Raw genomic sequence first — 26781 nt, 5'->3', positions numbered from 1 at the left:
TACTCATGGGTAACTGAACGCTCGGTCAGTATCGGCCTCCGGGTCGGCAAGGCCAAGGTGACCAGTCCACACAACCGCTGTGAAAAGGTTCACCGCTGCGGGTACCGTCCGGCAAGAAGGACTTTTCCGGCACCGGCAGGAGGAGGACAGCCGTGAGCTACCCGCCACCGTCGGGCCCCCCGGGGGACGAGCCGCCGCCGTCACCCTACGAGCCACCCCGGGACCAGTCGCCGTACGCGCCACCGCCGGCCGGCCAGTCGCCGTACCCGCCGCCGCCGGACCAGTCGTCGTTCGGGTCGCCGGAACGCTCGCCGTACGGGCCCCCCGCCGACGAGCCGTCGCCGTACGAGCAGCAGAAGCCGCACCAGCCGGCGCACTGGGGGCAGCAGCCGCCGTACCCGCCGCAGGGCCCCTACGGCCAGTACGGCCCGCCGCCGTCCGGACCCGGTCGGGGCACCAACGTGCTGGCGATCCTGTCGCTGGTGTTCGCCTTCGTGTTCCCCCCGGCGGGCGCCGTGCTCGGCCACGTGGCCAAGCGACAGATCCGCACCAGCGGTGAGGACGGCGACCAGCTCGCCACCTGGGGGCTGATCCTCGGCTACGCCTTCACCGCGCTGACCCTGCTGGCCTGCTGCGGCTGGCTGGCGCTGGTCATTTTCAGCAACACCGGCGACAGCGGCGGCTACTGACCCGCCCGGCCGATCAGCGGAAGCGCGCCTCCCGGACGCTGTTGCCGCCGTCCACCACAAGCATCTGGCCGGTGATGTACGAGGCGGCCGGCGAGCAGAGGAAGCTGATGGCCGCGGCTACCTCGTCCGGGGTGCCCGGTCGACCGACCGGTGTGCCCAGGCCCTGCTTGATCTCGGCCATCGTGGACGCCGCCGTGTAGATGGTGCCGGGCGCCACCGCGTTCACGGTCACCCCGTCGGCGATCATCTCCATGGCCAGCGCACGGGTCAGCCCGACGACACCGGCCTTCGCGGCGGCGTACGCGGCCTCGGTGGGCAGAGCGTTGACCGGCCCAGCGGTGGCCGCCAGGTTGACGATCCGCCCCCAGCCCCGCTCGGCCATCCCGCCGATGAACGCGCGACTGCACAGGAACGCGGTGGACAGGTTGCGGTCGATCTCGCCGCGCCACTCGTCGTAGGTCAGCTGCGCGACGGGACGCAGCACTCCCTGGCTGGCCCGGCTGGCCAGACCGGCGTTGTTGACCAGCACCTCGACGTCACCCAACTGCTCGGCGACCGCGTCCGCCAGCGCGCCGACCTCGGACTCGTCGGTCAGGTCCGCGACGAACCCGGTCGCCCCCAGCTCACCGGCCCGCTCGTGGATGCGCCGGGTGGTGCTGACGATGGCCACCCGCGCCCCCAGGTCGGCCAGCCGCCGGGCGGTGGCGTAGCCGATGCCGTCCGGGCTGCCGGCCCCGGTCACCAGGGCGACCCGACCGTCGAGCCGCATGGTCACCGGGTCCGCGAGTGCGACCGGTTCGTCGGGGCCGGGTGCGCCGGCCGGCGTGGCCGCCCGACCGCGGCGGCCCGCACCCGGACGGCTCACGTCCCGTCGCGGTCGGCTGCCGGAACGGTCCGCGGCGCGCGCGTCTATTGCCATGCCTGGGATCCTGCCCGTTACGACCGGCCCGAGCAACGCGGCACCCGGGAGCGGGGCCATCGGGTTTAGGCACCCCTGGCTACTCTGACGGCGCACCCGAGCCGACGGAGAGTTCGCATGACCAATCCCCCACCCCCCGGCGGTTGGACCGACCCCACCTGGTCGGCTCAACCGTCGAGCGCGCCGCCGGACCCGACCCTGGTGGCCGGCCAGCCGATACCGACCCAACCCGGCCCCGCAAACCCGTACGCGCCGGTCGACCCGTACGCGGGTGGGCAGCTGCCGCCGGGCGCGTACGCGCCGCCCGGCTACCCGCCGCACCCCGGTTACGGGTACCCGCCACCGCCGAAGACCAACGGGCTGGCCATCGCGGCGCTCGTGCTGGCCCTGGCCGGCCTGACCACCTGCGGCATCACCGCGCCGATCGGGGCGATCCTCGGCCATGTGGCGCAAAAGCAGATCCGGGTCAGCGGCGAGGGCGGCGAGGGAATGGCGAAGGCCGGCATCATCGTCGGCTGGATCGTCACCGCGCTGATGGTGCTGGCGATCGCGTTCTACGTCGTCGCGATCGTCTTCGCGGTCACGACGGGCGCCGGCAGCGACAGCAGCTACTGACTCGGTCGTCGGACCCGCGTACCGCCGGCTGGTAGGCCGGGTCGGCAGCCGGCGGCGACCGACCCGGCCCGAGGCGTCACTGCGCCGGTGGGGTGAACGACGAGGTACGGCTCATCCCGGCGGCGCGGCCCTTGGCGGCGATGACCAGCGCCATCTTGCGGGACGCTTCGTCGATCATCTCGTCGCCGAGCATCACCGCACCGAGCTTGCCGCCGGCCTCCGAGGTGTAGTGCTCGTACGCGTCGAGGATCAGCTCGGCGTGGTCGTAGTCGGCCTGGGCCGGCTGGTAGATCTCGTTGGCGGCGTCGATCTGGCCCGGGTGCAGCACCCACTTGCCGTCGAAGCCCAGCGCCGCCGACCGCTTGGCCACCTCGCGGAACGCGTCGACGTCGCGGATCTGCAGGAAGGGGCCGTCGATGGCCTGCTTGTCGTGCATCCGCGCGGCCATCAGGATCCGCATGAGGATGTAGTGGTACGGGTCGCCCGGGTAGTCCGGGATCAGGCCGCCGACCACCAGCGACCTCATGTTGATCGACGCCATGAAGTCGGCCGGGCCGAAGATGATGGTCTCCACGCGCGGCGAGGCGGCCGCGATGGCGTCCACGTTGACCAGACCCGCCGCGTTCTCGATCTGCGCCTCGATGCCGATCCGGCCTACCTCAAGGCCGATCGTCTTCTCGATCTGGGTGAGCGTCAGGTCCAGCCACTGCACCTGGGCGGCGTTCTGCACCTTCGGCAGCATGATGCAGTCCAGGTTCGCGCCGGCGCCCTCTACCACCTCGATGACGTCCCGGTAGGTCCACGGGGTCGTCAGGTCGTTGACCCGGACCACCCGGGTCTTGCCGGCCCAGTCACCGTCGTTGAGGGCGGCCACGATGTTCTTGCGCGCATCCGGCTTGGCCAGCGGCGCCACGGCGTCCTCCAGATCGAGGAAGACCTGGTCGGCGGGGAGACCCTGGGCCTTGCCGAGCATCTTGACGCTGGAACCCGGCACGGCGAGGCAGGACCGGCGGGGACGACCGACTGCGGCCATGAATGCGCTCCTCTTCCAGCGATCGGCGAGCACGCCGACGCCACCTGACTCCGAAAAAAACTTAACGATCCCAAAGGGCGTGGTGACGTCACGGTAACCTCGCGCCATGACCGGGGTGAATGGACCTGTGGAAGATCTCACTGGGCGTCGGCTGGTGGTGGTGACCGGAGCCAGCTCCGGCATCGGGTTGGCCGCCGCGGTGAGCTTCGCGTGCCGCGGAGACCAGGTGGTGCTGGTCGGACGGGATCCGGCCCGCCTGCAGGCCGCGGCGGAACGGGTACGGGAGACCTCGGGCGAGCGTCCCGAGCTGTTCCGGGCCGACTTCGCGGTGCTCGACGACGTACGCGGGCTCGCCGAGCGGCTGCGCGACGCGTACGACCGGATCGACGTGCTGGCCAACAACGCCGGGGCCATCGCGCTCCAACCGCTCACCACCGTCGACGGCTTCGAGCTGTCGATCCAGGCCAACCACCTGGCCCCCTTCCTGCTGACCAACCTGCTCGCCGACCGGGTGGGCCGGATAGTGGTGACCGCCTCGGGCGCGCACCGCTACGGCGGGCTCGACCCGGCCGACCTCAACAAGCCGCTGCGCCGTTACCGGTCGATGGCCGCGTACGGCACCAGCAAGCAGGCCAACATTCTGTTCGCCGCCGAGGCGGCCCGCCGCTGGCCGCACATCCCCACGCACAGCTTCCACCCCGGCGTGGTGCGTACGAGGTTCGCCAACGACAGCCGGATGGTCGCGTTCGGCATGCGGTTCCTGCCGTTCCGCAGCCCCGAGAAGGGCGCCGAAACGCTGGTCTGGCTGGCCAACCAGGATCCGGCCCGGCTCATCAACGGGGCGTACTACTACAACCGCCGGCCACGCCGGCCGTACCGCAAGGCAGCCGACCCGCAGCTCGCGGCCCGGCTCTGGGAAGCCAGCGCCACGGCCGTCGGCATCGACCGATAGCGTGGCGTCATGCTGACCCTTGTCGCAGTCGTCGAGTATCCGGCCGGGGCCGAGGCCGCCGGGCAGCGCTACGAGGACACCGTGCTGGCGCTGCTCGACCGGCACGGTGGCCGGCTGGAACGACGGCTGCGCGGCACGGACGGGCGGGCCGAGGTGCACGTGATCACCTTCGACGGGCGGGCCGGCTACGAGTCGTTCCTGGTCGACCCGGAGCGGGCGGCCCTGCGCACCGCCCTCGGCGAGGCCGCCCCGACCACCCGCGTCATCGAGGTGCACGAGGGCTAGGCCGGCGACGGCGGCCGCGCCACCGCCGCAGCCACCCCAGCACGGGCAGCGCCACCAGGACCACCAGCACGAACCCCGCCGCGAGCGCCCAGAACGGCAGCGGCCCGTAGTCGGGGCGACCGGATTCGCGTACCGCCCCGTCGATCGCCAGGTCGGCGGCGACCGACAGCTCAGTGATGCCCTCCGGGGTGCGGAAGAGCACCTCCGGCGCGAGCGCGCCCCGGCGCAGCGCCACGAGTTCCACCGCCTCCGTTCCGGGCTCGTGATACGGCTCCCAGGCCACGTCGTGGTCGTCCGGGCGGTCCACCGCCGCCGGACCCGGCACCCCGACCAACGCGACCGCCTCCTCCGCCGAGCGCCAGCCGAGCAGTTGCACGAACGTGCGGGAAGGCAGCGGGGGGAACGCGGCACCGGCCACGGGCGAACCGTCGACGGTGGATCGCAACGCCAGCGTCCAGGTGCGCCGGAAGGACGGCACCGGGCAGTCGTCGCAGGTGGACCGATCCAGGACCGCCACCGATCCGCCGCCCGGCGACCAGGACCCGGCCCCGGCGAGCCGGCCGCCGGCGAGCGGCAGCTTCCGGTACGGCTCGGCGACCCGATCGGCGCCCGCGTCGGCCACCCGAGTGAGCCAGACCTCGTCGCGGACCTGGAGGGCCAACTCCCCGCCGTCGGGCGAGAGCGCGGCCGTGCGTCCGGGCGGAATCCAGGCCGTCCCGACCCGCACCCGCAGCACATCCGCGCCGAGTTTGCGGTCGTAGACACCGACGTACGGGGTGCCGTAGCTGTTGGGCGGGGTGAACGTCGTGTCGTCCTCGGCGTAGACGAGACGCTCCCCGTTCGGCGCGAACGCGAGCGGGTAGCCGCCCGTGCGATCCGGGGTGAGCTTCCCGGTCCGCAGGTCGAGCAGTGTCGCACCGATCGAGGCGTACCGGCCGTCCGGGGACAGCATCGCCTCGAAGCCCGCGACGGCCGAACCGGCGTCCAGCACCCGGTAGCGGTCGGCGTCCGCGGCGAGCACACCCATCCGGGTCTCGAACCAATCGGTGCGCACGGCGGGACCGCCGAAGAGCATCGCCGCCGAGCCAGGTGCCGAGGCCCGCACCGAGGCGGTTCGCAGCGGCGGGTCGACGAGTCTGGTGGGCAGGCCAGGGGCGTCGTGCCTCGGGCCGGCGGGGATCGGCAGGGCGACCGGGCGCAGCGCGTACCCGGTGCCCAGGAGCAGGACCAGGACGGCGAGCGCGCCCGCGACGGCGGCCCGGCGACGGCGGTGCCGGGTCCGCGCCGCGTCGAAGAACCCCGCCGGTACGCGCGCGGGCGGCACGTCGTCGGCGAGGCGCCGCAGCGCTTCCGAGAGCCGGGCGGTCATCGTGCCACCTCCTGCGGGTCACGGCCGACAAGTTCGGCCAGTTCGGGGGCGAGTACGCGGAGTCGGCCGAGGGCGTGGCGGGTCTGGCTCTTCACGGTGCCGACCCGGCAGCCGAGCAGTTCAGCCGTCTCCGACTCGGTGCGGTCCTCGTAGTAGCGCAACACGAGGACCGCGCGCTGCCGCACGGTCAGCCGAGCCGACGCCGCCGACAGCACCAGCCGTAGATCGGCGTCGTCACCCGGACCGGATCGTTCCGGCAACGCCCCGCCCAGCCGCTCCGCCGGACGGGCCCGCCGCCAGCGCCACCAACTGGCGGCCTGGGTGCAGAGCACCCGGCGCAGATAGGCGGGCGGATCCTCGATCCGCTCCCAGCGCACCACGACGCGAGCCAGCGCCACCTGGACCAGGTCCTCCGCATGGTGCCGGTCACCGGTCAGCAGGTATGCGAACCGGGTCAGCCCGGCGGTCTCGGCCCGGACGAAGTCGGCGAAGCCGTCCCGGGCGCGGTCCTCAGTCGTCAACGGATCGCCCTCCTCACCCGGGCAGACGCCGGGCGACCCCGCCGCGGAGGGAACCCGTGTCCATGTTCCTCACGTCGTCGCGGCACGGTGTCGGGGATCAGCCGGCCAGCGGTGTCGGGTCGGCCGGCAGCGCGGTGGGTTCGCTGCGCCGGCCGCCGAGCACCACCGCGACCCCGACCAGCAGCAGCGCCATCCCGAGCAGCGCGTACGGGCGGGGCAGTTGACCCAGCCAGGCCCATCCGAGCAGGGCCGCGCCGGGCGCCTCCAGCAGGATCAGCACGCTCACCGTGGTCGCCGGGATCTTCTGCAGGGCGTAGTTGAACATCGAGTGCCCGAGCAGTTGGGCGCCGGCCACCAGGGCCAGGATGGCCAACCACGTACGCCCGTCGAACCCGGTCAGCCGGACGCCGCCGACCAGGCAGATGGCCAGCAGGATCAGCGCGCAGATCCCGTAGCAGATGGTGGTGTAGGTGGTGGTGCTGATGCTGGTCCGCGCGCGCTCGCCGAAGGCGGTGTAGACGGCGGCGAACAGGGCGCCGACCAACGCCAACACGTCGCCGAGGACGGCCCGGCCGGAGACGCCCACGTCCACCCCGGTGGCGACCGCCGCGCCGCCGACCGCCACCGCGATGCCGATCCAGACCACCCGGGGCAGCGGACGCCCCTGGGCGCGGGCGATCAACCCCTGCCAGACCGGCTGGGTGGCGACCAGGGCGGTGGACGTGGCGACCGAGGTGAGCTGGGCGCTCGGCACCCAGGTCGCGAAGTGCCCGGCCAACGCGACCCCGGACAGTACGCAGAACAGCCCCTCCCGCCGGCCCGCGCCCACGGTCAGCCTGCGGAACTCGGCGCGCCGCCGGGCCAGCGAGAAGGGGCTCAGCACGGCCACCGCGAGCAGGTTGCGCCAGAACGCGATGGCCAACGCGGGAGCGGCGGCGTACGCGATCAGTGGCGCGGACGACGACACGGCGACCACGGCCAGCCCGACCGCGCCGGTGGTCAGCGGATCCAGGGTCGGCCGATGTGAAGGTGGGGGCACGGGACGTAATCCTCACACGTATGACGGTCAGCACCGAGGGTCATCACTCCGTTACGATCACGCGGTTCCGCGCCGGCGAACCTCGACCGCCCGGAGGCGTTCCCCCATGTCCAGCTACCAGGCGGTGCTGTTCGACTTCTTCGGCACCCTGACCCGTTCGGTACAGCGCGGTGCCGCGCACCTCGGCACCGCGGAACTGCTCGGCTGCCCCACCGAGACACTGACCGAGGTGTTGAATCGCACCTACTACGAACGGGCCAGCGGCCGACTCGGCAACGCGGAGGCGACCCTGCGGTGGGTGTGCGCCCAGGCCGGCGTACACCCCAGTGACCGTGCGCTGCGGGCGGCGGTGGCGTCCCGGCACCGGGCGATCCGCGCGGACACCCGGCTGCGGGCCGACGCGGTGCCCGTCCTGGCGGCGCTGCGCCAGCGCGGCCTGCGCACCGGCGTGGTCAGCGACTGTACGCACGAACTGCCGGCCTTCCTGCCGCAGCTCGCGATCGCGCCCCTGCTCGACGTGCGGGTCTTCTCCGTGCAGGTCGGACGCTGCAAGCCGGACGCGGCGCTCTACCTGACCGCGTGCCGTCGGCTCGGGCTCGCGCCGGACGAGTGCCTGTACGTCGGCGACGGCGGCAGCCAGGAGCTGACCGGCGCCGAACGGGCCGGGATGACCGCCGTGCGGCTGGCCGCGCCCGACCTGGCCGAGCACATGGTGTTCAACGCGGACCGGGACTGGCGCGGCCGCACGCTCGGCACCCTGCGCGAGGTGCTCGACCTCGCGGGCAGCGCCGTGGGGGTCGCTGCCGTCGGGGTGGGTGGTCCGACGGGCTGACCGGCCGGGCGGCGGTCAGCGGCGGCGGACCCGGTGCAGGCGGAACGGCTTGCGGGTGGCGCGGACCGCCGGAGTCTCCCGAGGCTGCTCGGCCTGCGAGTCGGACGGCAGGCCGGCGCCGGTCAGCGGCTCGCCGGCCTGGACGAGTCGGTTCACCGCGCAACCCTCGGCGGCCCAGCGGGCCACCAGATCGGCGGTCGGGCCGGGCGCGTTCAGGCGCTTGGCCGCCACCAGCGGCGCGGTGGTGTCCCACGCGTCGGTGCCCGGTGCCAGCCGGGTCACCCGGGCCGGCCAGGTGACGATCCGTCCTCCGTGGTCGCCGCGCAGGGTGACCTGCGCCTCGGTCGCGTCGGCCAGCCCCGGCGCGGCCTGCTCGCCCGGCCCGCTCACCACGAAGAGCGCGCCCTCCAGCGGCGCGCACCAGAGCGCGAGCGCCGGGCCACCGGACACGCTGACCCAGGCCACCGCGGCCTTCTTCATCGCCTCGTCGACCAGCGGCGTGCCACCGGAGGCATCCTCGTCCGTCACACCCGCATTCTCCCGCATCGGCACCGTCACTCAGCCCACGAACGGCGGCACGGCGATCTCGCCCCGGGCCACCGGCATCACCTGACCGGCGACTGTCGCGCCGACGGCCACACCGTTCGCCGCGGTCACCGTGCAGGCGAGCGCGGATGGGCGGTTCATCTCGATGCCCTGGCGCACCGCGTAGTGCGCCAGACCCTCGCCCGGCAGCAGGCCGGTCGCCACCAGCCAGACTCCGAGCCCGAGCGCCGCCGAGCCGGTCGCCGGGTCCTCCGGAACGCCGAGCCCCGGCACGAAGACCCGGGCGTGCGCGGTTTGCGTGCCGGCGTCCCAGGAGAAGACGCTGACGTGCGCCACCCCGTACCGTTCCGCTGCCGCCGGGTTCACCCGCGCCCTGGCCACCGCATCCGGACGGACCGGCAGGTAGGGAAACTCCAGCCCGCAGCCGGCCACCCGAGGGGCGGGCCCGGCATGGTCATGGTCGTCCGCGACCAGCCCGGCGATCTCCAGCAACGGCTCCGGGTCCAGCTCGGGGCCGAGGGTGGGGCTGCCTCCGGTGAGCGTCGCCCCGGTCGCGGTGACCTCGACCGGCAGCACACCCGCGCCGCACTCCTGGGTGACCTGCCCCACACCGAACATTCCGCGCCGACTCGCGGTGACCGCCGCGCCGACACTCGGGTGCCCGGCGAACGGCAACTCTTCGGCCGGAGTGAAGATGCGGGCCCGGTAGGTGGCCCCCACCTGGGTCGGTGGCAGCACGAACACCGTCTCGGAGAGGTTGAACTCCAGCGCGAGCGCCTGCATCTGCTCGGTGGCCAATGCCTCCGCGCCGAACACCACGGCCAGCGGGTTGCCGGCGAACGGGCGGTCGGTGAAGACGTCCACGATCTCGTAGGCCAGGGTCGACATGTTGATAAACACTAGGCGCTTAGGCTGGTGCCCGTGAGCACGCCGACCCGGGTCTACATCGCCCGCCTCGCCGGAGTCGCCGTCTTCGATCCGAACGGCGACCAGGTGGGGCGGGTCCGTGACGCCGTGGCACGGCTGCGGGCGACCAAGCGGCCCCCCGAGGTGGTGGGTCTGGTCGCCGAGATGCCGATGCGCCGACGGATCTTCCTGTCCATCAACCGCATCACCTCGATCGACGCGGACGCGGTGGTCCTCGGCTCCGGCACTCTCAACCTGCGGCGCTTCGAGAAGCGCCCGAACGAGCTGCTGGTGCTCCAGGAGCTGCTGGACCGGCGCGTACAGCTCGAACCGGGCGGCCAGCCCGGCTCGGTGGTGGACGTCGCGATGGAGTGCACGCGCGGCGGCGAATGGTCGCTCAGCCGGGTCGCGGTCCGCGAGCAGACCGGCCGGCTCACCCGCCGCGGCCACCTGCACCAGGTCGAGTGGGACCGGGTGCGCGGGCTCAGCGGCATCGCCGACAACCGGGGTACGGCGAACCTGCTCGCCGTCCTGGAGGACATGCGCCCGGCCGACCTGGCCAACGCGCTACAGGACCTGCCCGACGCGCGGCGCAACGAGGTCGCGGCGGCGTTGAACGACGAGCGGCTGGCCGACGTGCTCAGCGAGCTGCCGGAGCACGACCAGGTCGAGATCCTCGCCGCGCTGGACCGGGAACGGGCCGCGGACGTGCTGGAGGAGATGGATCCGGACGACGCGGCGGACCTGCTCAACGAGCTGCCCCCACCGGAGCAGGACGTGCTGCTGGACCTGATGGAGCCGGACGAGGCCGACCCGGTACGGCAGCTGCTCAAGTACACCCCGGGCACGGCGGGCAGCGTGATGACCTCGGAGCCGGTCATCCTGCCGCCGGACGCCACAGTCGCCGAGGCGCTGGCGCGGATCCGGGAACCGCAGCTCTCCCCCGCCGTCGCCGCCCAGGTCTTCGTGACCCGGGCCCCGCAGAACACCCCGACCGGCCGCTACCTGGGCATGGTGCACTTCCAGGCGTTGCTGCGTGAACCGCCGGCCGACCTGCTGGGCAAGGTGGTGGTCAACGACATCGACCCGCTGCGTCCCACCACCCCACTACCGGAGATCACCCGCCGGATGGCCACCTACGACCTGGTCGCCATGCCGGTGATCGACCGCAGCAACCGGCTGGTCGGCGCCGTGACGGTCGACGACGTACTGGACCACTCGCTGCCCCGGGACTGGCGCGACCGGGACGCCCTGGCCGCCCCGGGCACCTCCGACGCGGCGCTGGACGGCGACGGTGGCTGAGCAGCGGCGCACGGAGCGGCTCGACCAGCCCCGCGAGCCCCGGGGCATCAAACTCCCCCGGTTCGACGCGGAGGCGTTCGGTCGCTGGTCGGAGGGCATCGCCCGGGGCATGGGCACCGCGAACTTCATCGTCGTCATGACGGTGGTGATCGCGATCTGGTTCGGCTGGAACACCCTCGCCCCGGCCGAGCTGCGCTTCGACCCGTACACCTTCACGTTTCTCACGCTTGTGTTGTCGTTGCAGGCCAGCTACGCCGCGCCGCTGATCCTGCTGGCCCAGAACCGGCAGGCCGACCGGGACCGGTTGGCGCTGGAGGAGGACCGGCGGCGGGCCACCGCCCAGAAGGCGGACACCGAGTACCTGGCACGGGAGATCGCCGCGCTGCGGATCGCCCTCGGCGAGGTGGCCACCCGCGACTTCCTCCGTTCCGAGCTGACCCGGCTGGCCGAGGAGCTGGACGAGGCGGGGCAGCGCCGGCAACGCCTGGAGCGCCGGCAGCAGGAGAAGGACAGCCAGCAGGAGCGGCGCGCGCAGCGGGCGACCGACGGCCTGGGTCTGGACGAGCCGCGCGACGACCTGGACGGGGACTTCGCCCGCGACGCCCGGCCCGACCGCTGATCAGCGGTTCGGGTTCGCTCATCGTTTGGCTCACACCACTGTCGGCCAGCGGTCGGATCGGATGCCCCGCGACGTAGCATTGCGGGCATGTCAGCACCCGTGAGCACGGTCGAGGACGCGATCCAGGCCGCCCTGGCCACCGTCAACGACCCGGAGATCCGCCGGCCCATCACCGAGCTGGGCATGGTCCGCTCCGCCACGGTCGGCGCCGACGGCGTCGTACGCGTCGAGCTGCTGCTCACCGTCGCCGGCTGCCCGCTCAAGGACAAGCTGCGCACGGACATCACCGCCGCCGTCGCGGCGGTGCCCAGCGTGACCGGCGTGGAGATCGACTTCGGTGTGATGAGCCCCGAGCAGCGGCAGTCGCTGCAGTCGCAGCTGCGCGGCGGTGGCGCCAGCGAGGAGCCGGTGATCCCGTTCGCCCAGCCCGGCTCGCGCACCCGGGTGTACGCGGTGGCCAGCGGCAAGGGTGGTGTCGGCAAGTCCAGCGTGACGGTCAACCTGGCGGCGGCGCTCGCCGCCCGTGGGCTCTCCGTGGGCGTGGTCGACGCGGACATCTACGGCCACTCGGTGCCCCGGATGCTCGGCGCGGACGGCCGACCGACCCGCGTCGAAGACATGATCATGCCGCCGCAGTCGCACGGCGTGAAGGTCATCTCGATCGGCATGTTCACCTCGGGCAACGCGGCCGTGGTGTGGCGCGGCCCGATGCTGCACCGGGCGTTGCAGCAGTTCCTGGCCGACGTCTACTGGGGCGACCTGGACGTGCTTTTGCTCGACCTGCCCCCGGGCACCGGCGACGTGGCCATCTCGCTGGCCCAGTTGCTGCCCAACTCGGAGATCCTGATCGTGACCACCCCGCAGACCGCCGCCGCCGAGGTGGCGGAGCGGGCGGGTGCGATCGCCCTGCAGACCCACCAGCGGGTGGTCGGTGTCATCGAGAACATGTCCTGGCTGGAGCTGCCGGACGGCTCCCGGATGGAGATCTTCGGCGCCGGCGGTGGCACGGCTGTCGCCGAGTCGCTGAGCCGGACCATCGGCGCCCAGGTGCCGCTGCTCGGTCAGATCCCGCTGGACACCCGGGTCCGCGAGGCCGGCGACGCCGGCACCCCGATCGTGCTGGCCGAGCCGGAGTCCCCGGCCGCGCAGGCGCTCGGCACGATCGCCGACCGGCTCGCGCTGCGCCGCGAGTCGCTGCTCGGCAAGCCGCTCGGCCTCAAGCCGGCCGGGCGCTGACCCCCCGATCGACGACGCCCCGCCGGCCCACTCGGGCCTGCGGGGCGCTTTCGTCTCGGTGCCGTACCCGCTCAGGTGGCGTCGTCGTAGCTGGCCCGCGGAGCCGGTGCCGGCGAGGCGCCGGTGGCCGTGCCGGACCGGGAACCGTTCGACCGCGGGTCCGCGGCGTTGGCCACGTCCTTCAGCTCGTCGTGCACGCCGCTGACGTCCGCGCGCAGGTTGTCGTAGACGCCCTGCATGGGCTTGCGGATCGCCGCCTCGTCCTCCTCGCTGAGGAGGTGCTTGCGGATGAAGGCCTTCGGGTGCAGATCCTCGAGCTGGATGTCGGTGCCCAGCTCGCGACTGAGGTCGCCGGTGGCGTTGCGGGCCATGTTGCGCAGATTGCGCACCATCCGCAGGCCGTCGTTGATCACGGCAGGCAGCCGGTCACCAAAGATCAACAGCGCCAGGAGCAGCAGCGCCCCGACTTCCCACATGTTCAGGTTCTCGAACATCCCGCGGGCCTCCTCTCGGCGTCAGCAGCAAGACTACGCACGTCGGACGGTTTTCCGGCAGGGGGTGACCCGCTGTTCACTTGGCATCCGCGGCGAGGGTCACCGACGTGTTCTGCCGAGCGGCCCCCCGCCGGAACTCGACGGTCACCACCGAACCCGGAGCGAACTTGCGGACCAGGGCGATCAGGTCGGTCGGCTCGGTCATCGGCCGGCCGTTGAGCTTCAGGATCACGTCGCCGACCTTCAGCCCCGCCCCGGCCGCCGGCCCGGAGGGCTCCACGGCGGCCAGCCGTACGCCGCCGTTGGCACCCGCGCCCGGGCCGCCGACCTGGGCGCCGATGACCGTACGCCGGGCCTTGCCGGTGCCGATGATGTCCTGGGTGACCCGCTTGGCCTGGTTGATCGGGATGGCGAAGGCGAGCCCGATGTTGCCGGCCTCCTGCCCCTCGGCCACCAGCGACTTGATGGTGGAGTTGACCCCGACCACCCGCCCGGCGCCGTCGACCAGCGGGCCGCCGGAGTTGCCGTGGTTGACCGCGGCGTCGGTCTGGATGGCCGCGTAGTAGCGCACCGGGCCACCCGGCTCGCCGGCCTGCATCGTCCGGTCCAGGGCGCTCACGATGCCGGCGGTGACCGTGTTGGCCAGCGACAGGGGTGAGCCGATAGCGAGCACCGGGTCGCCGACGGCCAGCGCGTCGGAGTCGCCGAACTCCACCGGTCGCAGCCCTGTCCGGTTCACCTTGATCACCGCGATGTCGGACTCCGGGTCCTGACCGACGACTGTCGCCGGAGCGGAGGTGCCGTCGTTGAAGATCACCGAAGCCTTGCCGTTGCTGCCGGCCACCACGTGGTCATTGGTGATCACGTGACCGTCGGCGCTGGCGATGAAGCCGGAGCCCTCGCTGGTCCCGCCCAGGCTGCTCACCCGGACGGTGACCACGCTGGGCAGGACACGTTCGGCGACTCCGGCCAGCGACTCCGGCTTGCGCTGGGCCAGCACCGGCGGCTCCGCGGCCTGCGCGCCGAGCACCGTGCCGGCGGCGCCACCACGCACCGCGAACGCGTAGCCCAGCGCGCCACCGAGGGTGCCCGCCAGCAGCGCGGTGATCACCGGAATGAGCAGCAGGTGACGCAGCGTCGGTCGGCCCGGCGCGTCCGGGTCGGTGACCGGCTCGGGCTCGGTGCCGGCCGCCACCACCCCGGGCACCACCACCGCGGCGGGCGCCGCCGGGTCACGCCACGGGTCGCCGAGCGCGTCGGACCACCAGGGCGACGCACCGGCCGCAGCCGCAGGCGCGGTGTCGCTCCCCGGCGTGGTCGGCGGCCCCGTCGGTGGGGCCCCTGCCCCGGGCGGGCTCGCCGGAGCCGGAGTCTCACCGCCCCGGCGCCAATCCCAGCCGTCGGTCACGTCGGTGCCTCCCAGTCCGTCCCCGGATCCCGCGCGGCGTCGCCCGGCCACGGTTCGGCGCGGTCGAGGCTGACGGAATACCGCTTCCAGGATTGCACGGATACGCGCGGTGGAGTCAGCGGTTGCCTCCGGCGATCGCGAGGGGACGGAGGCGCGGCTGCGCCTCCCGCCGGTCGCCTCTACGCTCACAGTGCCAACCCGCCCCCGCACCACGCACCGCCCGGAGGTGCCCCATCGCCACGGTCGCCGGTTCCGGCAGTTCGACGACCCAGGCTCAGCAGTTCGCCGAGTCGTACGTGACCGAGGATCTCGTCCTACGGACCGCCCGCAGCCTGGCCCACGAGGTGGGCCTCGACGCGGTCACCCCCGGAGCGGGTGCGGCGCTGCGGCTGCTGGCCGCGGCCGGTAACGCCCGCGCGGTGGTGGAGATCGGCACCGGCACGGGCGTGAGCGGTGTCTGGCTGCTGCGTGGCATGCGCGCCGACGGCGTGCTCACCACCATCGACGTGGAGGTGGAGCACCAGCGGATCGCCCGGCGGATCTTCACCGAGGCGGGCTTCGCCGCCGGCCGTACCCGGATCATCACCGGTCGTGCCCTGGACGTGCTGCCGCGGCTCGCCGACGGGGCGTACGACCTGGTCTTCGTCGACGCCGAGGCGACCGGATTCCACGCCTGCGTGGAAGCGGCGCTGCGGTTGCTGCGCCCGGGCGGCGTGCTCGCGCTCAACGGCATGCTGGCGCACGGTCGGATCGCTGACCCATCCGCCCGGGACGCGGAGACGGTGACGGTCCGCGAAACGATCAAGGCGGTCCGGGAGTCGGAGCACTGGATTCCCGCGCTGCTCCCGGTCGGGCACGGGGTGCTCGCCGCCGTGAAGTGCTGATGGTCAGTCGACGCCGGCCAGCCAGCGCAGCAGGGAGCGGACACCCCAGCCGGTCGCACCGCGGGTGAGCTCGGCCTGGTCGCCATCCGCCCAGGACGGGGCGGACATGTCCAGGTGCAGCCAGCGATCCCGGAGGTCGCCGGTGAACTCGCGCAGGTAGAGCGCGGCCGTCACCGATCCGGCGCCCTGCGCGGGCGCGCTGTAGAGATCGGCGATCTCGCTGCCCAGGTACTCGACGTAGTCGGTGTGCAGCGGCATCCGCCAGGCCGCCTCGCCGGCCGCCCCGATCGCGGCCAGCAGGTCGGCGGCGAGCTCGTCGTTCTCGCTGTAGAGGGCCGCGGTGCGCTTGCCCAGCGCCACGGCGTTGGCGCCGGTGAGGGTGGCCAGGTCGATCAGCAGATCGGGCTTGAGCTGCCGCACCGCGTACGCCAGGGCGTCGGCGAGGACCAGCCGGCCCTCGGCGTCGGAGTTGGTCGTCTCGCTGGTCGTCCCGCCGTAGTGCCGGATGACATCGCCGGGGCGGAACGCCGAGCCGCTGACCATGTTCTCGGCGAGCGGGGCCAGGGTGGTGACGCGGACCGGCAGGCGCAGCGCCGCCGCGCCGAGGGTGGCGGCGACGACCGCCGCCGCGCCGGCCATGTCCTTGCGCATCAGCTTCATCGCCGGCACCGGTTTGATCGAGATGCCGCCGGTGTCGAAGGTGATGCCCTTGCCGATCAGCACCACGTGGGTGCGCGCGTTCGCGGGATGCCAGTCCACCTCGACCAACCGGGGGCCACTGGCCGATCCGCCGCCCACGGCGAGGATTCCACCGAAGCCCTCCGCGGCCAGCTCGGCCGGGCCACGCACCGTCAGGCGCAGGTCCGGCAGGTCGGCGGCGGCGGAGGCCACCTGGTCGGCGAACCACTGCGGGGTCTTCACCGAGGAGGGGGTGTTGGTCAGATCGCGGGCGAGGCGGGTCATCGCGGCGGTGGTCCGCGCCGTGGCCACGGTGCTCTCGTACGCCGTCGGGTCGGCGAGCAGCAGATCGACGCCGGCAAGCGCGGGCGGGTCGTCGGCGTCGGTCAGCCGGAACCGGTACGAGGCGAGCAGCAGCCCCTCGGTCAACCCACGGACCGCGTCGGGGGTCACCTCGGCCGGCAGCGCGATAGTGATCTGCGTCTCATCTGCCGCCGAGCGGGCCAGAGCAGCGCCGGCAGCCCGCCAGGACGACTCCCCGCCGTCGCCGATACCGAGCAGCACCAGCCGACCAGGGCTGCGCCCGGGACGCAGGTGGGTACGGATCTCGCCGGCCCGGCCGCTCAGTCGGGCGACCGGCACCAGCGCGGCAGCCTCCTCGGCGGTGCCGTCCGGCGGCGTCACGGCGGTGGGCGCCAGCTCCGCCGGGGCGTCACCTCCCGCCGCACCTCCCGCCGCCGGATCGGTGGGGCGGACGGGCAGGACGAGGACGTCGAGCCTGTCGGGCTCGGCGAGCGGACGGATGGCGAGCACGCGGAACCGTACCTCCAGGAAATGTCGCAGAGTGGGACCGAGCCATCGCCCGCCCACGCCGATGAAGACCCTGAGCCACCGGCGAATCCGGTGGCTCAGGGTCCAAGGAACGCTCCGAGCGGCGTACGCCGTCCGGGTCGCTCCTCACTCAGCCGGCGGCTGCCTTCAACGCGTCACCGAGCGCGTTGGCCTCGTCGGGAGTCATCTCGACGACGAGCCGGCCACCGCCCTCCAGCGGGACCCGCATGACGATGCCCCGACCCTCCTTGGTGACTTCCAGCGGACCGTCGCCCGTCCGCGGCTTCATCGCCGCCATGTTGTCTCCCCTCAGACCTACACCAGGGTCGGTGGGTTGCCCCACAGCCACTTCGTCACGACCTCCCGCAACTCTCGCGGGGGTGTCGACAGACGATTTTCCCTGATGAACACCGCCGGACCCAAACCGGAGCAGCATTGATGTAACAGCATCTAGCTTATCTTGAGAAGGCCTGTCACAATGTGCGGTCATGCAGGCACGGTCGGCTCTCTTCGACCTGTACGGCGACCACCTCCGACCGAGGGGTGGCCGGGCACCGGTCGCCGCCCTGGTCAAGCTACTGGCGCCGTTGGGAATCGCGCCGCCCGCCGTTCGCACCGCCGTGTCCCGGATGGTGCGTCAAGGCTGGCTCGACCCGCTCCGGCTGGCCTCCGGACCGGGATATTCGATCACACCAAAAGCCGCCCGACGACTCGACGAGGCGGCGGCCCGGATCTACCGAACCGGTCGGGTCACCTGGGACGGCCGGTTCGATCTGCTCGTGCTCGACGCCCCGGGTTCCAGGCGGGACCGGCAGCGACTCGCCGCCACCCTCAGCTTCCTCGGCTACGGCACGCTCGACGAGCAGACCTGGGTGGCGACCCGGCCCGCCGAGGACGTCGACCTGTTGCTGGCCGAGGCCGGCATCCGGTTCGAGCGGTTCACGGCCTCGCACTTCTCCGGCACCCCCGGCGCGATGGGCGTCGTCCGCCGCGCCTGGGACCTGGCCGAGATCGGCCGCGCGTACGAGCGGTTCGTCGCCGACCAGCGCCCCCTCCTCGGCGCGGTCACCGTGCGCAGCAGCGACGAGGAGGCGTACGCGGCCCGCTTCCGGCTGGTGCACGCGTGGCGTACCTTCCTGTTCCGGGACCCGCAGCTGCCCCCGGCGCTGCTGCCCGAGCGCTGGCCCGGCACCGCCGCCGCCAGCTTCTTCGACCGGCACGCGGCCCGCCTGCGTCCGGCCGCCGACCGGTACGTCGAGCAGTGCCTCGACGCCGGCAACCGCATCGTTCGACAGAAGGGTCGTTAGACACGTGACCGAGCCGTTGCTCGTCGACCGGACCGACGCCGTCGTCACCCTCACCCTGAACCGGCCGCAGGCGATGAACGCGCTCGACCTGGCGCTGAAGGAGGCGCTGCGGGACACGCTGGCCGAGCTGGAGACCGACCGGTCCTGCCGGGCGGTCGTGCTGGCCGGGGCCGGTGGAGCGTTCAGCGCCGGGCAGGACCTGCGCGAGCACGTGGCCACCCTGGGCAACTCCTCCGCGCCGCCGCTGGACACCGTGCGGGCGCACTACAACCCGATCGCCGCCCGGCTGGCCAACCTGCCCAAGCCGGTGGTGGCCGCGGTTCGCGGGATGGCCGCCGGCGCCGGCGCGTCGCTGTCCTTCCTCGCCGACATCCGGATCGGCGGCCCGAGCACCAGCTTCCTGATGGCCTTCGCCAAGGTCGGCCTCGCCGCCGACACCGGCGCCTCCTGGACGCTGCCCCGACTGGTCGGCCACGCCAAGGCCGTGGAGCTGCTGATGCTGGCCGAGCCGGTCCGCGCCGAGGAGGCCTGCCGGCTGGGGCTGATCACCCGCCTGACGGACGACGACGAGCAGGTGCTGCCTGTCGCGCAGGACCTGGCGGCCCGGCTCGCCGCCGGCCCCACCGTCGCGTACGGGGCCATCAAGCGGCAGCTCTCGATCGCCGACGCCGGCACGCTCGCCGACGCTCTCTCGGCCGAGGCGCAGGCTCAGGCGATCTGCGGTGCCACCGCCGACCACCGGGCGGCCACCCTCGCGTTCGTCGCCAAGCAGAAACCGGTCTTCGAGGGACACTGAACGCGATTCGCACCCCGCCCTTACCGTCCTCGTACGCGGGCCGCCTAGCGTCGGACCGCATGAGCGATCGTGAAGCGGTGGCGCACCTGCTGCGTCGGGCCACCTTCGGGCCGACCGCCGACGAGGTGGACGCGGCCGAGCGGGCCGGGCCGGCGGCGACCCTGGACAACCTGCTCGCCCCCGGGCGAGCCGACCGGGGCGCCGCGGCCACCCCGCAGCCGACGCTGCCGGCGGACCCGTACGCCGCGCTGACCAAGGAATCCACTCGCGAGCAGCGGCAGAAGGCCAACGCCCAGCGCCGGGAGCAGCTCCAGCAGCTGACCCTCTGGTGGCTGGACCGGATGGTCGCCGCCGAGGACGGGCTGACCGAGAAGCTGCTCTTCTTCTGGCACGGGCACTGGGCGACCAGCGCGCAGAAGGTCAAGTCGGCGCGGGTGATGCTGGGCCAGTTGGAGACACTGCGCCGCCACGGGCGCGGGCCGCTGGCCCCGCTGGTCGCCGCGATGGTGCGCGACCAGGCCCTGATCATCTGGCTGGACGGGCAGAAGAACACCCGCAAGGCGCCGAACGAGAACCTGGCGCGCGAGCTGATGGAGCTGTTCACCCTCGGCATCGGCGCCTACACCGAGGCCGACGTGAAGGCCGGCGCGCGGGCGTTGACCGGCTGGGTGGTGGACCGGCGCACCGGCGTCGCCCGTCTCGAGGCCAAACGGCACGACCCCGGGGAGAAGACGATCCTGGGACAGACCGGCCGCTTCGACGCCGAGGCGTACGCCGGGCTGCTGGCCGCCCAGCCGGCGGCGGCGACGTTCGTGGCCGGGCGGCTCTGGTTCCGCTACGCCGGCACCGACGTCCCGGCCCCGGACGGCCTGGCCGGCGCGGACACCGTCGCCACCCTGCGCACGCTGTTCTCGTCGCCGGCCTTCGCCCAGACCCGGGGCACCCTCGTGAAGCAGCCGGTGGAGTGGATGGTCGGCGCGCTGCGACAGCTCGGCGTCCGGCCCTCCGCCCTGCCGGAGCAGCAGCGCAAACAACTGCTCTCCGGCCTGAACGCGCTGGACCAGGTGCCGCTGCGGCCGCCCAGCGTGGGCGGCTGGCCGGCCGGCGCCGCGTGGCTGACCACCTCGTCGTTGCAGGCCCGGCTCCGGATGGCCGGGATGCTGGCCACCGCGGCCACCCCGGCGGTGCTGGCCCGGCTGACCGCCGCGCCCGTCGCCGGCCGGCCGGACGCTCTGGCCCGGCTGCTGGTCGTCGACGGCTGGGGCGCCCGGACCCGGGCCGCCCTCACACCGTTGGCCGGCGAGCCGCGCAAGCTGCTGGCCGCCGGCCTGGTCAGCCCCGAATACACCGTCAGCTGAGCGGAGGAGTCGAGAAGTGGACACCCTGACCCGACGCAAGTTCCTGCTCACCAGCGGGGTGGTCGGCGCGGGCGCGCTGGCCGCCGGCGCCGGCGCGTACGGCCTGCGGGACCTGCTGGACACCGCCGGAGACCGTGATCCGCAGTCGCGCACGCTGGTGCTGGTCACCCTCTACGGCGGCAACGACGGCCTGAACACCGTCATCCCGTACGGCGACCCGGCCTACCGGGCGGCCCGCCCGGAGCTGGCGTACCCCGACGGCGAAGTGCGGCGGCTGGACGACGATTTCGCCCTCAACCCGGCGCTGGCCGGGCTGCACCAGCGCTGGTCGGGCGGCGGGCTCGCGATCGTGCGCGGGGTCGGCTACCCGAAGCCGGACCGCAGCCACTTCCGGTCGATGGACATCTGGCACACGGCGCAGCCGGACCGGCCGGGCAACACCGGTTGGCTCGGCCGCTGGCTGGACGGGGCGGGCGGCGACCCCCGGCTGGCCGTCTCGTTCGAGCCGGCGCTGCCGCCGCTGCTGGCCGGGGCGCACAGCGCGGGCGCCGCCGTGCCGGTGACCGACCGCAAGGCCGCCAAGGGGCTGTCGGCGGAGACGCTGAAGGCGTTCTCCGCCGCCGAGGCGGGCGAGTCGGCGGCCCGGGGCCGTGCCGCCGCCTGCTTCGCCGACCTGCGGTCGGTGGACGAGATGATCCGCCAGGTACGCGACTCCGCCGCCGCGGAGGCGGACGACCCGGACGGCGAGCAGGCGCCCGCCACGGCCACCGGCGGGGCACGAACCCCGCTGGACGCGCAACTGGACCTGGTCGCGCAGTGTGTGGAGGCGAACGTGTCCACCCGGGTCTTCTCGGTGTCGCTGGGCGGCTTCGACACGCACGCCGACGAGAAGCAGTTGCAGGCCGTCCTGCTGGGGCAGCTGGACCGGGCGTTGACCGCGTTCGCCGACCGGATGAGTCGCAGCGAGGCGGGCCGGAAGGTGGTGGTGGCGGTCTACTCCGAGTTCGGCCGTCGGGTCCGGGCCAACGCCTCGGACGGCACCGACCACGGCACCGCCTCCGACATGCTGCTGCTCGGCGCGGGGGTGCGCGGCGGCTGGCACGGGGACGCGCCCAGCCTCACCGACCTCGACGACGGCGACCTGAAATACACCACCGACTTCCGGGACGTCTACGCCACGCTGCTGGAGCGGGTGCTGGACACCGACCCGGGCCCGGTGCTGGCCGACTGGCGGGGGCGACTCGACAAGCTGTTCTAGTCGTCTTCTTCCGGGTCCTGGTTGGCCTCCGCGCCCAGCACGAACGCCTGCATGGCCAGTTCGTCGCCGGCCGGTGACACGAAGGCCGGCAACTCGCGCGGCCCCAACTCCTGCACGTACGACCAGAACAGGCGCACCGCCTCGGCCGGTGTGCCGGCCTCGATCGGCAGGTCGAGGCTGACCAGCCAGGTGCGCCGCGCCGGGGGCGGGCCGAGCTGGTCGGCCAACGCCCGGAAGGCGGCCGGCTCCAGTGCGGTGACCGGCCCGTCGAGGGTGAGCAGGTCGGTCGGCACCGGCTCGTCGAAGGCCCGTCGGGTGTACGTCACGACGAGCGTTTCCGGCTCGACGTCGGACTGCGGATCGTCCGGATCCTCGGAGTGCCGCTGCGTCGGCGCCGTGACCCGGCCGAGGGCCACCAGTCGCGGCGGCGCGTCGGCCAGCACCGCCACCCGGTCGCCGGGGCCGGGACGCCCGACGTCGGTCAGCCCGGTCAGCTCCAGCGAGTCGTGGTGCACGAGCCGCTCGGCCTCGTAACGCTCCGGGGGCAGCAGCACGGCCCAGGTGCCCGGCCCGTCGGCGTTGCCGGCCGCACCGGCCCGGTACGCGGTCTCGGTCGTCATGCCTGCCATCCCATCACGCCGCCGTTCAGCGGGTGACGTGACAGCCGACGATGTGATCGTCGACCATCCCGGTGGCCTGCATGAGGGCGTACGCGGTGGTCGGGCCGACGAACCGGAAGCCGCGCTTCTTGAGTGCCTTGGCCATCGCCGTCGACTCCCCAGTGATCGGCGCCAGCTCGGCGAACGAGGCGGGGCGGGCCGGCCGGCGCTCCGGCGCGAATGACCAGAGCAGCGTGGAGAGCCCCTCGGGCAGCTCCAGCGCGGCGCGGGCGTTGGCGATCGCCGCCTCGATCTTGGCCCGGTTGCGGACGATGCCGGCGTCGGCGAGCAGCCGGGTCACGTCGGCCTCGCCGTAGTCGGCCACGGTGGCGATGTGGAACTCGTCGAAGGCCAACCGGAACGCCGGGCGTTTGCGCAGGATGGTCAGCCAGGACAGGCCTGACTGGAACGCCTCCAGGGTCATCCGCTCGTAGAGCGCGTCGTCGCCGCGCAGCGGCCGCCCCCACTCGGTGTCGTGGTAGACGACGTAGTCCGGGGTGCTCGCCCCCCAGGCGCAGCGGGCCAGCCCGTCGGCGCCGATCACCAGGTCACTCACGTCGCACACGCTAGGCCATCGCACCGACAGCCCATTGCCACCGGCCACTTCGCTGCCTATCGTGCTTGTTACCGACCGGTAGGTCAGGGTCACCCAGCGGGGCGTCCCCGGCCGACGACGGCGAGTGGAGGCGGCGCGATGAAGGAATTTCCGGACGTCATCGCCTGGTCGATCCCGGCCTTCCTGCTGCTCATCGTGCTGGAACGGGTCTCCTACCTGCTGCACCGCGACGACGACGAGGTCGGCTACGGCGGCGCGGACACCGCGACGAGCCTGGCGATGGGGCTCGGCAGCGTCTTCACGGACCTGCTCTGGAAGGTGCCGATCGCCGCCGCGTACGCGCTGCTCTACGCGCTCACCCCGCTGCGGATCGCCGAAATCTGGTGGAGTTGGCCGCTGATCCTGCTGGCGCAGGACTTCTGCTACTACTGGTCACACCGGGGCCACCACGTCATCCGGATCCTCTGGGCCTCGCACGTGGTGCACCACTCGTCGCAGCGGTTCAACCTCTCCACCGCGCTCCGGCAGCCGTGGACCGGGCTGACCAGCTGGGTTTTCTACATCCCGCTGATCCTGGCCGGCGTACACCCGGCGGTCGTCGCGTTCTGCGGCTCGGTCAACCTGCTCTACCAGTTCTGGATCCACACCGAGCGCATCGAGAAGATGCCGCCCTGGTACGAGTTCGTCTTCAACACCCCGTCGCACCATCGGGTCCACCACGCTTCCCAGGGCGGCTACCTGGACCGCAACTTCGGGGGCATCCTGATCGTCTGGGACCGGCTGTTCGGCTCGTTCGCGGCCGAACGGGAGCGCTGCGTCTACGGTCTGACCAAGAACGTGGGCAGCTACAACCCGGTGCGGGTGGCCTTCCACGAGTACCTCTCGATCGCCCGGGACCTGCGCGCCGCCGTGACGTGGCGGCACCGCGTGGGGCATCTCCTCCGAGCGCCGGGCTGGCAGCCGGCGCCGGGCGTGGTCAGGGCAGTCGGCCCTGCTCGACCAGACGGCCGAACCTCTTCAGCGCCTGGGTGAGACCCAGCTTGGAGCCGGGCCAGAGCACCGGCCACGCCAGCCGGCCGGCCCGGCCGCCCGGTAGATGGAACCACTCGTGCCAGACGACCTGGGTGCGAGCCTGGCCAAGTGCGGTGCAGCGCAGGACACCCGGGCCGCGCAGCACCTGGCCGTGGTGCACCACGCCGATCTCGTACGGCTCGTCGACCCGGACCACCCGCATCTCGTCGCGCAGCGTCGCCCGGCCGAGCGCGGTCACCGCCTCGATCCGGCTGCCCTCGCGCCCGTCGCCCTCGACGACCCGCACCTGGGTGAACGGGATCCAGTCCGACTGCCGTTCCCAGGCGAGCAACGCGGCGAAGACCCGGGCCGCCGGGGCGTTGACGATGACCGTGGCGGTCACCTCACCGGCGCCGGGTTGCGCCGCCTCCTGAAGATCGTCGGCGCCCTCCGGACCGGTCACGCCGACTCCGACCGGACCACCGCGCCGTGCTGCCCGACCCCACCAGCCGGCTCGTCCTCGGCCGGCTCGTCAGCCGTCCGATCGCCGTCGGTCGGCGTGCGGTCGCTCGAATCGCCGTCTACCGGCTTGTGCGCGGTCGGCTTGCTGTCGGTCGGCTTGTGGGCGGTCGGCTCGCCGTCGGCCGGTGCCACGCCGTCGGCGTCGGCCGCCGAGGAGGTGGGAGCGGGCAGGTCGTCGGCCGGCGACACCTCCGCATCCGACTCCGCCGTGGTCGCGCCCGGCACCGCCCCGGCGGCTTGCTCGCGGGCCTGGCGCAGCACGTCCGCGTCGTCGGTGCGGCCCTCGCGCAACGCGATGACCTCCGCCTCCAGGACGCCGATCAGCTCGGACTTGTAGCCGATGTCGTAGGCCGCACGGCGCATCGCCTGGTCGACCTGGGCCATCCGGTACCCGCGCAACCCGGTGTCGAAACGGACCGCGCCCACATCGGATTCCCGCAGTGGCCGGGTGCCCGGCAGCGGGATGGCCTGCGAATCCGGTTCGGTCGGCGCGAGGCCGGGATCCCGGCCACTGACCAACACCGTCACGCCGAAAACCACCGCCGCGACGGTCAACGCCACGACCAGGAGGAGCAGAAGCTGACCCATGCACTGATCGTGGCACGACAGCCGGCTGGGAGCGACCCCACCACCCCGATCGCGATCCACGCCCACGCCCGCCCCGCGCGTCGGCCGACCGACCGGCTAGCGTCGGTAGCGGCCGGAACGGCGGCGACGGTGCGGACAGTCGGGAGGCGTCATGGCCGGGGCACTTCGGCTTGGTGGGCGGACGTTCGCCCCGGGTGAGCTGGTGGTGATGGCCATCGTCAACCGCACACCGGACTCGTTCTTCGACCGGGGCGCCACCTTTGCCGCCGACAGCGCGCTGCGCGCCGTCGAGCGGGCGGTCGACGAGGGCGCGGCGATCGTCGACATCGGCGGGGTCAAGGCGGGGCCGGGCACCGAGGTGGACGTGGCCGAGGAGATCCGGCGCACGGTGGACACCATCGCCGCCGTACGGGCCGCGTTCCCGGAGGTGGTGATCTCCATCGACACCTGGCGTGCCGAGGTGGCGACGGAGGCCGTGGCGGCGGGTGCGGACCTGCTCAACGACACCTGGTCGGGCGCCGACCCGGCGCTCGCCCGGGTCGCGGCGAGCACCGGCGCCGGCCTGGTCTGCTCGCACGCCGGCGGGCTGGTCCCCCGGACCCGGCCGCACCGGGCAGCCTTCGACGACGTGGTCGCCGACGTGGTCGAGACGGTGACCGGGCTCGCCGAGCGCGCGGTGGCGGCCGGGGTACGCCCCGACGGCATCCTCATCGACCCGGCGCACGACTTCGGCAAGAACACCCGGCACTCCCTGGAGATCACCCGCCGGCTGGACGAGCTGACCGCGACCGGCTGGCCGGTGCTGGTGGCGCTCTCCAACAAGGACTTCGTCGGCGAGACGCTGGACCTGCCGGTGGCCGAGCGGCTGGAGGGCACGCTCGCCGCGACGGCGGTCTCCGCCTGGTTGGGCGCTCGGGTGTTCCGGGCCCACCAGGTCGGGCCCACGCGTCGGGTGCTGGACATGGTCGCCTCGATCCGCGGCGACCGTCCGCCCGCGGCGACCCGGCGGGGTCTGGCCTGAGTCGCCCGGTCGGTGCGGCAACCGACGTGAACGGTCGGCGGAGCGGCACGATCGCCGGAGGTCGGGGCGCTCAGGTCCAGCGCAGGATGTTCCTACGCCAGGCGTAGAGGATGCCGAGGGCGAGCACCGCCACGAACACCGCCATCTCCACCACCGTGACCAGGCCGAAGCCCGGTCGGTCGAAGACCACCGCCCACGGGAAGAGGAACACCGCCTCGACCGCGAACAGTACGTACAGATAGGCGTACACGTAGTAGCGGATCTGCATCTGCGCCCAGTCGGCGCCGACCGGGTCGAGCCCGCACTCGTAGCTGGTCCGCTTGCCGAACGGCTCAGCCGGACGGGCGGGACGTAACACCCGGTTGGCCGAGAACGCCGTCACAAAGAACAGGACACTGGCGAGCAGCAAGAGCCCGAGCGTCGCGTACGAGCCCAGGTAACCGGTCACATCGGGAGCCTACCGCCCACCCGGACAGGCCGTCCCAAACACGTTACGGATTTGTTTCCAGGTGGGACTAGTGCACTGTGGCAACTGTTACCAACATTG

General features: G+C 73.1%; 31 protein-coding genes. 15 read left to right on the top strand and 16 right to left on the bottom strand.

Annotated elements, in window-relative coordinates; all coding sequences use genetic code 11:
- Positions 1-152: 152 nt before the first annotated feature.
- Positions 153-689, top strand: coding sequence for a DUF4190 domain-containing protein (locus tag ACFYPH_RS02225; protein ID WP_355066730.1), 537 nt, complete (start codon positions 153-155; stop codon positions 687-689).
- Between the two features lie 13 nt (positions 690-702).
- Here the strand turns inward: ACFYPH_RS02225 and ACFYPH_RS02220 are convergent, their stop codons facing one another.
- Complete coding sequence (locus tag ACFYPH_RS02220; protein ID WP_363936685.1) at positions 703-1608, bottom strand: SDR family NAD(P)-dependent oxidoreductase; 906 nt, start codon at positions 1606-1608, stop codon at positions 703-705.
- A 117-nt stretch (positions 1609-1725) separates the two neighbouring features.
- Between ACFYPH_RS02220 and ACFYPH_RS02215 the strand changes: the two genes are divergently transcribed.
- Entirely contained in the window at positions 1726-2223 is a 498-nt protein-coding gene (locus ACFYPH_RS02215) for a DUF4190 domain-containing protein (protein ID WP_354855925.1), read from the top strand.
- A gap of 76 nt (positions 2224-2299) precedes the next feature.
- On the opposite strand, the gene ACFYPH_RS02210 is transcribed toward ACFYPH_RS02215, so the two are convergent.
- The gene (locus ACFYPH_RS02210; RefSeq protein WP_354855926.1) at positions 2300-3256 is read right to left on the bottom strand and encodes a CoA ester lyase; all 957 of its coding nucleotides are present in this window, start codon (positions 3254-3256) and stop codon (positions 2300-2302) included.
- A gap of 127 nt (positions 3257-3383) precedes the next feature.
- Between ACFYPH_RS02210 and ACFYPH_RS02205 the strand changes: the two genes are divergently transcribed.
- On the top strand, positions 3384-4208 hold the full coding sequence (locus tag ACFYPH_RS02205) for an SDR family NAD(P)-dependent oxidoreductase (RefSeq protein ID WP_355132654.1): 825 nt from the start codon (positions 3384-3386) through the stop codon (positions 4206-4208).
- Between the two features lie 9 nt (positions 4209-4217).
- Positions 4218-4493 (top strand): hypothetical protein, encoded by a 276-nt coding sequence (locus ACFYPH_RS02200; protein ID WP_354855927.1) that lies wholly within the window; start codon positions 4218-4220, stop codon positions 4491-4493.
- Here ACFYPH_RS02200 and ACFYPH_RS02195 read toward each other — a convergent pair.
- The 3 genes from ACFYPH_RS02195 to ACFYPH_RS02185 all read right to left on the bottom strand — a co-directional run bounded on the left by ACFYPH_RS02195 (position 4471) and on the right by ACFYPH_RS02185 (position 7422).
- Positions 4471-5862, bottom strand: coding sequence for a hypothetical protein (locus ACFYPH_RS02195; protein WP_387178288.1), 1392 nt, complete (start codon positions 5860-5862; stop codon positions 4471-4473). The two genes, ACFYPH_RS02200 and ACFYPH_RS02195, sit on opposite strands and share 23 nt — an antisense overlap.
- A complete protein-coding gene (locus tag ACFYPH_RS02190) occupies positions 5859-6383 on the bottom strand; it encodes a SigE family RNA polymerase sigma factor (protein ID WP_387178285.1) in 525 nt (174 codons plus the stop codon). The genes ACFYPH_RS02195 and ACFYPH_RS02190 overlap by 4 nt, the downstream gene beginning before the upstream one ends.
- A gap of 97 nt (positions 6384-6480) precedes the next feature.
- The gene (locus ACFYPH_RS02185; RefSeq protein ID WP_387178282.1) at positions 6481-7422 is read right to left on the bottom strand and encodes a DMT family transporter; all 942 of its coding nucleotides are present in this window, start codon (positions 7420-7422) and stop codon (positions 6481-6483) included.
- A 106-nt stretch (positions 7423-7528) separates the two neighbouring features.
- On the opposite strand from ACFYPH_RS02185, the gene ACFYPH_RS02180 reads away from it, so the two are divergent.
- Positions 7529-8254, top strand: a complete 726-nt coding sequence (locus ACFYPH_RS02180) for an HAD-IA family hydrolase (RefSeq protein WP_363936700.1) — start codon at positions 7529-7531, stop codon at positions 8252-8254.
- Positions 8255-8269: 15 nt separating this feature from the next.
- Here ACFYPH_RS02180 and ACFYPH_RS02175 read toward each other — a convergent pair whose 3' ends face one another.
- Together ACFYPH_RS02175 and ACFYPH_RS02170 are read right to left on the bottom strand one after the other, a co-directional pair.
- Positions 8270-8800, bottom strand: coding sequence for a hypothetical protein (locus ACFYPH_RS02175; RefSeq protein ID WP_363936702.1), 531 nt, complete (start codon positions 8798-8800; stop codon positions 8270-8272).
- A 12-nt stretch (positions 8801-8812) separates the two neighbouring features.
- Positions 8813-9688 (bottom strand): PhzF family phenazine biosynthesis protein, encoded by an 876-nt coding sequence (locus tag ACFYPH_RS02170; RefSeq protein WP_355066725.1) that lies wholly within the window; start codon positions 9686-9688, stop codon positions 8813-8815.
- Between the two features lie 33 nt (positions 9689-9721).
- On the opposite strand from ACFYPH_RS02170, the gene ACFYPH_RS02165 reads away from it, so the two are divergent.
- The 3 genes from ACFYPH_RS02165 to ACFYPH_RS02155 all read left to right on the top strand — a co-directional run bounded on the left by ACFYPH_RS02165 (position 9722) and on the right by ACFYPH_RS02155 (position 12863).
- Positions 9722-11008, top strand: coding sequence for a magnesium transporter MgtE N-terminal domain-containing protein (locus ACFYPH_RS02165; protein ID WP_354855952.1), 1287 nt, complete (start codon positions 9722-9724; stop codon positions 11006-11008).
- On the top strand, positions 11001-11627 hold the full coding sequence (locus ACFYPH_RS02160) for a DUF1003 domain-containing protein (RefSeq protein WP_234584336.1): 627 nt from the start codon (positions 11001-11003) through the stop codon (positions 11625-11627). The genes ACFYPH_RS02165 and ACFYPH_RS02160 overlap by 8 nt, the downstream gene beginning before the upstream one ends.
- Positions 11628-11714: 87 nt before the next feature.
- Complete coding sequence (locus ACFYPH_RS02155; protein WP_355066724.1) at positions 11715-12863, top strand: Mrp/NBP35 family ATP-binding protein; 1149 nt, start codon at positions 11715-11717, stop codon at positions 12861-12863.
- Positions 12864-12934: 71 nt separating this feature from the next.
- Here ACFYPH_RS02155 and ACFYPH_RS02150 read toward each other — a convergent pair whose 3' ends face one another.
- Both ACFYPH_RS02150 and ACFYPH_RS02145 read right to left on the bottom strand, forming a co-directional pair.
- Positions 12935-13357 carry a preprotein translocase subunit TatB gene (locus ACFYPH_RS02150; protein WP_354855954.1) on the bottom strand — a complete coding sequence of 141 codons (423 nt, stop codon included), beginning with the start codon at positions 13355-13357 and terminating at the stop codon, positions 12935-12937.
- A gap of 76 nt (positions 13358-13433) precedes the next feature.
- Entirely contained in the window at positions 13434-14765 is a 1332-nt protein-coding gene (locus ACFYPH_RS02145; RefSeq protein ID WP_387178275.1) for a S1C family serine protease, read from the bottom strand.
- A 296-nt stretch (positions 14766-15061) separates the two neighbouring features.
- Here ACFYPH_RS02145 and ACFYPH_RS02140 point away from each other — a divergent pair, with 296 nt between their 5' ends.
- The gene (locus ACFYPH_RS02140; protein WP_354855955.1) at positions 15062-15649 is read left to right on the top strand and encodes an O-methyltransferase; all 588 of its coding nucleotides are present in this window, start codon (positions 15062-15064) and stop codon (positions 15647-15649) included.
- 3 nt (positions 15650-15652) lie between these two features.
- On the opposite strand, the gene ACFYPH_RS02135 is transcribed toward ACFYPH_RS02140, so the two are convergent.
- Both ACFYPH_RS02135 and ACFYPH_RS02130 read right to left on the bottom strand, forming a co-directional pair.
- The gene (locus ACFYPH_RS02135; RefSeq protein WP_363941402.1) at positions 15653-17140 is read right to left on the bottom strand and encodes a leucyl aminopeptidase family protein; all 1488 of its coding nucleotides are present in this window, start codon (positions 17138-17140) and stop codon (positions 15653-15655) included.
- Positions 17141-17288: 148 nt separating this feature from the next.
- Positions 17289-17456: a DUF3117 domain-containing protein gene (locus ACFYPH_RS02130; protein ID WP_007455245.1), complete on the bottom strand. Its 168-nt coding sequence runs from the start codon at positions 17454-17456 to the stop codon at positions 17289-17291.
- A gap of 190 nt (positions 17457-17646) precedes the next feature.
- Here ACFYPH_RS02130 and ACFYPH_RS02125 point away from each other — a divergent pair, with 190 nt between their 5' ends.
- Genes ACFYPH_RS02125 through ACFYPH_RS02110 form a run of 4 tightly spaced genes read left to right on the top strand, consistent with a single transcriptional unit; the run spans position 17647 to position 21877 of the window.
- Entirely contained in the window at positions 17647-18465 is an 819-nt protein-coding gene (locus tag ACFYPH_RS02125) for a PaaX family transcriptional regulator C-terminal domain-containing protein (RefSeq protein WP_007455243.1), read from the top strand.
- A gap of 4 nt (positions 18466-18469) precedes the next feature.
- The gene (locus tag ACFYPH_RS02120; RefSeq protein WP_354855957.1) at positions 18470-19261 is read left to right on the top strand and encodes an enoyl-CoA hydratase-related protein; all 792 of its coding nucleotides are present in this window, start codon (positions 18470-18472) and stop codon (positions 19259-19261) included.
- Between the two features lie 59 nt (positions 19262-19320).
- Entirely contained in the window at positions 19321-20619 is a 1299-nt protein-coding gene (locus ACFYPH_RS02115) for a DUF1800 family protein (RefSeq protein ID WP_387178270.1), read from the top strand.
- A 16-nt stretch (positions 20620-20635) separates the two neighbouring features.
- The gene (locus ACFYPH_RS02110; protein WP_355132633.1) at positions 20636-21877 is read left to right on the top strand and encodes a DUF1501 domain-containing protein; all 1242 of its coding nucleotides are present in this window, start codon (positions 20636-20638) and stop codon (positions 21875-21877) included.
- On the opposite strand, the gene ACFYPH_RS02105 is transcribed toward ACFYPH_RS02110, so the two are convergent.
- A complete protein-coding gene (locus tag ACFYPH_RS02105) occupies positions 21874-22497 on the bottom strand; it encodes a hypothetical protein (protein ID WP_354855960.1) in 624 nt (207 codons plus the stop codon). The genes ACFYPH_RS02110 and ACFYPH_RS02105 overlap by 4 nt on opposite strands.
- 25 nt (positions 22498-22522) lie before the next feature.
- Positions 22523-23092: a DNA-3-methyladenine glycosylase I gene (locus ACFYPH_RS02100; protein WP_355132629.1), complete on the bottom strand. Its 570-nt coding sequence runs from the start codon at positions 23090-23092 to the stop codon at positions 22523-22525.
- A gap of 138 nt (positions 23093-23230) precedes the next feature.
- Between ACFYPH_RS02100 and ACFYPH_RS02095 the strand changes: the two genes are divergently transcribed.
- Positions 23231-24124, top strand: coding sequence for a sterol desaturase family protein (locus tag ACFYPH_RS02095; protein WP_387178266.1), 894 nt, complete (start codon positions 23231-23233; stop codon positions 24122-24124).
- Here ACFYPH_RS02095 and ACFYPH_RS02090 read toward each other — a convergent pair.
- Both ACFYPH_RS02090 and ACFYPH_RS02085 read right to left on the bottom strand, forming a co-directional pair.
- The gene (locus tag ACFYPH_RS02090) at positions 24069-24566 is read right to left on the bottom strand and encodes an SRPBCC family protein (RefSeq protein ID WP_354855963.1); all 498 of its coding nucleotides are present in this window, start codon (positions 24564-24566) and stop codon (positions 24069-24071) included. The genes ACFYPH_RS02095 and ACFYPH_RS02090 overlap by 56 nt on opposite strands.
- Positions 24563-25213, bottom strand: coding sequence for a DivIVA domain-containing protein (locus tag ACFYPH_RS02085; protein ID WP_387178262.1), 651 nt, complete (start codon positions 25211-25213; stop codon positions 24563-24565). The genes ACFYPH_RS02090 and ACFYPH_RS02085 overlap by 4 nt, the downstream gene beginning before the upstream one ends.
- 151 nt (positions 25214-25364) lie before the next feature.
- Here ACFYPH_RS02085 and folP point away from each other — a divergent pair, with 151 nt between their 5' ends.
- Entirely contained in the window at positions 25365-26234 is an 870-nt protein-coding gene (gene folP / locus ACFYPH_RS02080) for a dihydropteroate synthase (RefSeq protein WP_387178259.1), read from the top strand.
- Between the two features lie 70 nt (positions 26235-26304).
- Here the strand turns inward: folP and ndhC are convergent, their stop codons facing one another.
- Positions 26305-26682: an NADH-quinone oxidoreductase subunit A gene (gene ndhC / locus ACFYPH_RS02075; RefSeq protein ID WP_354855966.1), complete on the bottom strand. Its 378-nt coding sequence runs from the start codon at positions 26680-26682 to the stop codon at positions 26305-26307.
- Positions 26683-26781 lie beyond the last annotated feature (99 nt).

Source organism: Micromonospora sp. NPDC005252, from assembly GCF_042872475.1.
Classification (GTDB): domain Bacteria; phylum Actinomycetota; class Actinomycetes; order Mycobacteriales; family Micromonosporaceae; genus Micromonospora.
This window is presented reverse-complemented; position numbering and strand designations above follow the sequence as displayed.

What these genes read in the sequence shown, in the direction of transcription:
- ACFYPH_RS02220 (WP_363936685.1), bottom strand. Translation starts at nt 1,608, where the DNA reads ATGGCAATAGACGCGCGCGCCGCGGACCGTTCCGGCAGCCGACCGCGA.
- ACFYPH_RS02215 (WP_354855925.1), top strand. Translation starts at nt 1,726, where the DNA reads ATGACCAATCCCCCACCCCCCGGCGGTTGGACCGACCCCACCTGGTCG.
- ACFYPH_RS02210 (WP_354855926.1), bottom strand. Translation starts at nt 3,256, where the DNA reads ATGGCCGCAGTCGGTCGTCCCCGCCGGTCCTGCCTCGCCGTGCCGGGT.
- ACFYPH_RS02200 (WP_354855927.1), top strand. Translation starts at nt 4,218, where the DNA reads ATGCTGACCCTTGTCGCAGTCGTCGAGTATCCGGCCGGGGCCGAGGCC.
- ACFYPH_RS02195 (WP_387178288.1), bottom strand. Translation starts at nt 5,862, where the DNA reads ATGACCGCCCGGCTCTCGGAAGCGCTGCGGCGCCTCGCCGACGACGTG.
- ACFYPH_RS02180 (WP_363936700.1), top strand. Translation starts at nt 7,529, where the DNA reads ATGTCCAGCTACCAGGCGGTGCTGTTCGACTTCTTCGGCACCCTGACC.
- ACFYPH_RS02175 (WP_363936702.1), bottom strand. Translation starts at nt 8,800, where the DNA reads ATGCGGGAGAATGCGGGTGTGACGGACGAGGATGCCTCCGGTGGCACG.
- ACFYPH_RS02170 (WP_355066725.1), bottom strand. Translation starts at nt 9,688, where the DNA reads ATGTCGACCCTGGCCTACGAGATCGTGGACGTCTTCACCGACCGCCCG.
- ACFYPH_RS02155 (WP_355066724.1), top strand. Translation starts at nt 11,715, where the DNA reads ATGTCAGCACCCGTGAGCACGGTCGAGGACGCGATCCAGGCCGCCCTG.
- ACFYPH_RS02150 (WP_354855954.1), bottom strand. Translation starts at nt 13,357, where the DNA reads ATGTTCGAGAACCTGAACATGTGGGAAGTCGGGGCGCTGCTGCTCCTG.
- ACFYPH_RS02130 (WP_007455245.1), bottom strand. Translation starts at nt 17,456, where the DNA reads ATGGCGGCGATGAAGCCGCGGACGGGCGACGGTCCGCTGGAAGTCACC.
- ACFYPH_RS02125 (WP_007455243.1), top strand. Translation starts at nt 17,647, where the DNA reads ATGCAGGCACGGTCGGCTCTCTTCGACCTGTACGGCGACCACCTCCGA.
- ACFYPH_RS02115 (WP_387178270.1), top strand. Translation starts at nt 19,321, where the DNA reads ATGAGCGATCGTGAAGCGGTGGCGCACCTGCTGCGTCGGGCCACCTTC.
- ACFYPH_RS02105 (WP_354855960.1), bottom strand. Translation starts at nt 22,497, where the DNA reads ATGACGACCGAGACCGCGTACCGGGCCGGTGCGGCCGGCAACGCCGAC.
- ACFYPH_RS02095 (WP_387178266.1), top strand. Translation starts at nt 23,231, where the DNA reads ATGAAGGAATTTCCGGACGTCATCGCCTGGTCGATCCCGGCCTTCCTG.
- ACFYPH_RS02085 (WP_387178262.1), bottom strand. Translation starts at nt 25,213, where the DNA reads ATGGGTCAGCTTCTGCTCCTCCTGGTCGTGGCGTTGACCGTCGCGGCG.
- folP (WP_387178259.1), top strand. Translation starts at nt 25,365, where the DNA reads ATGGCCGGGGCACTTCGGCTTGGTGGGCGGACGTTCGCCCCGGGTGAG.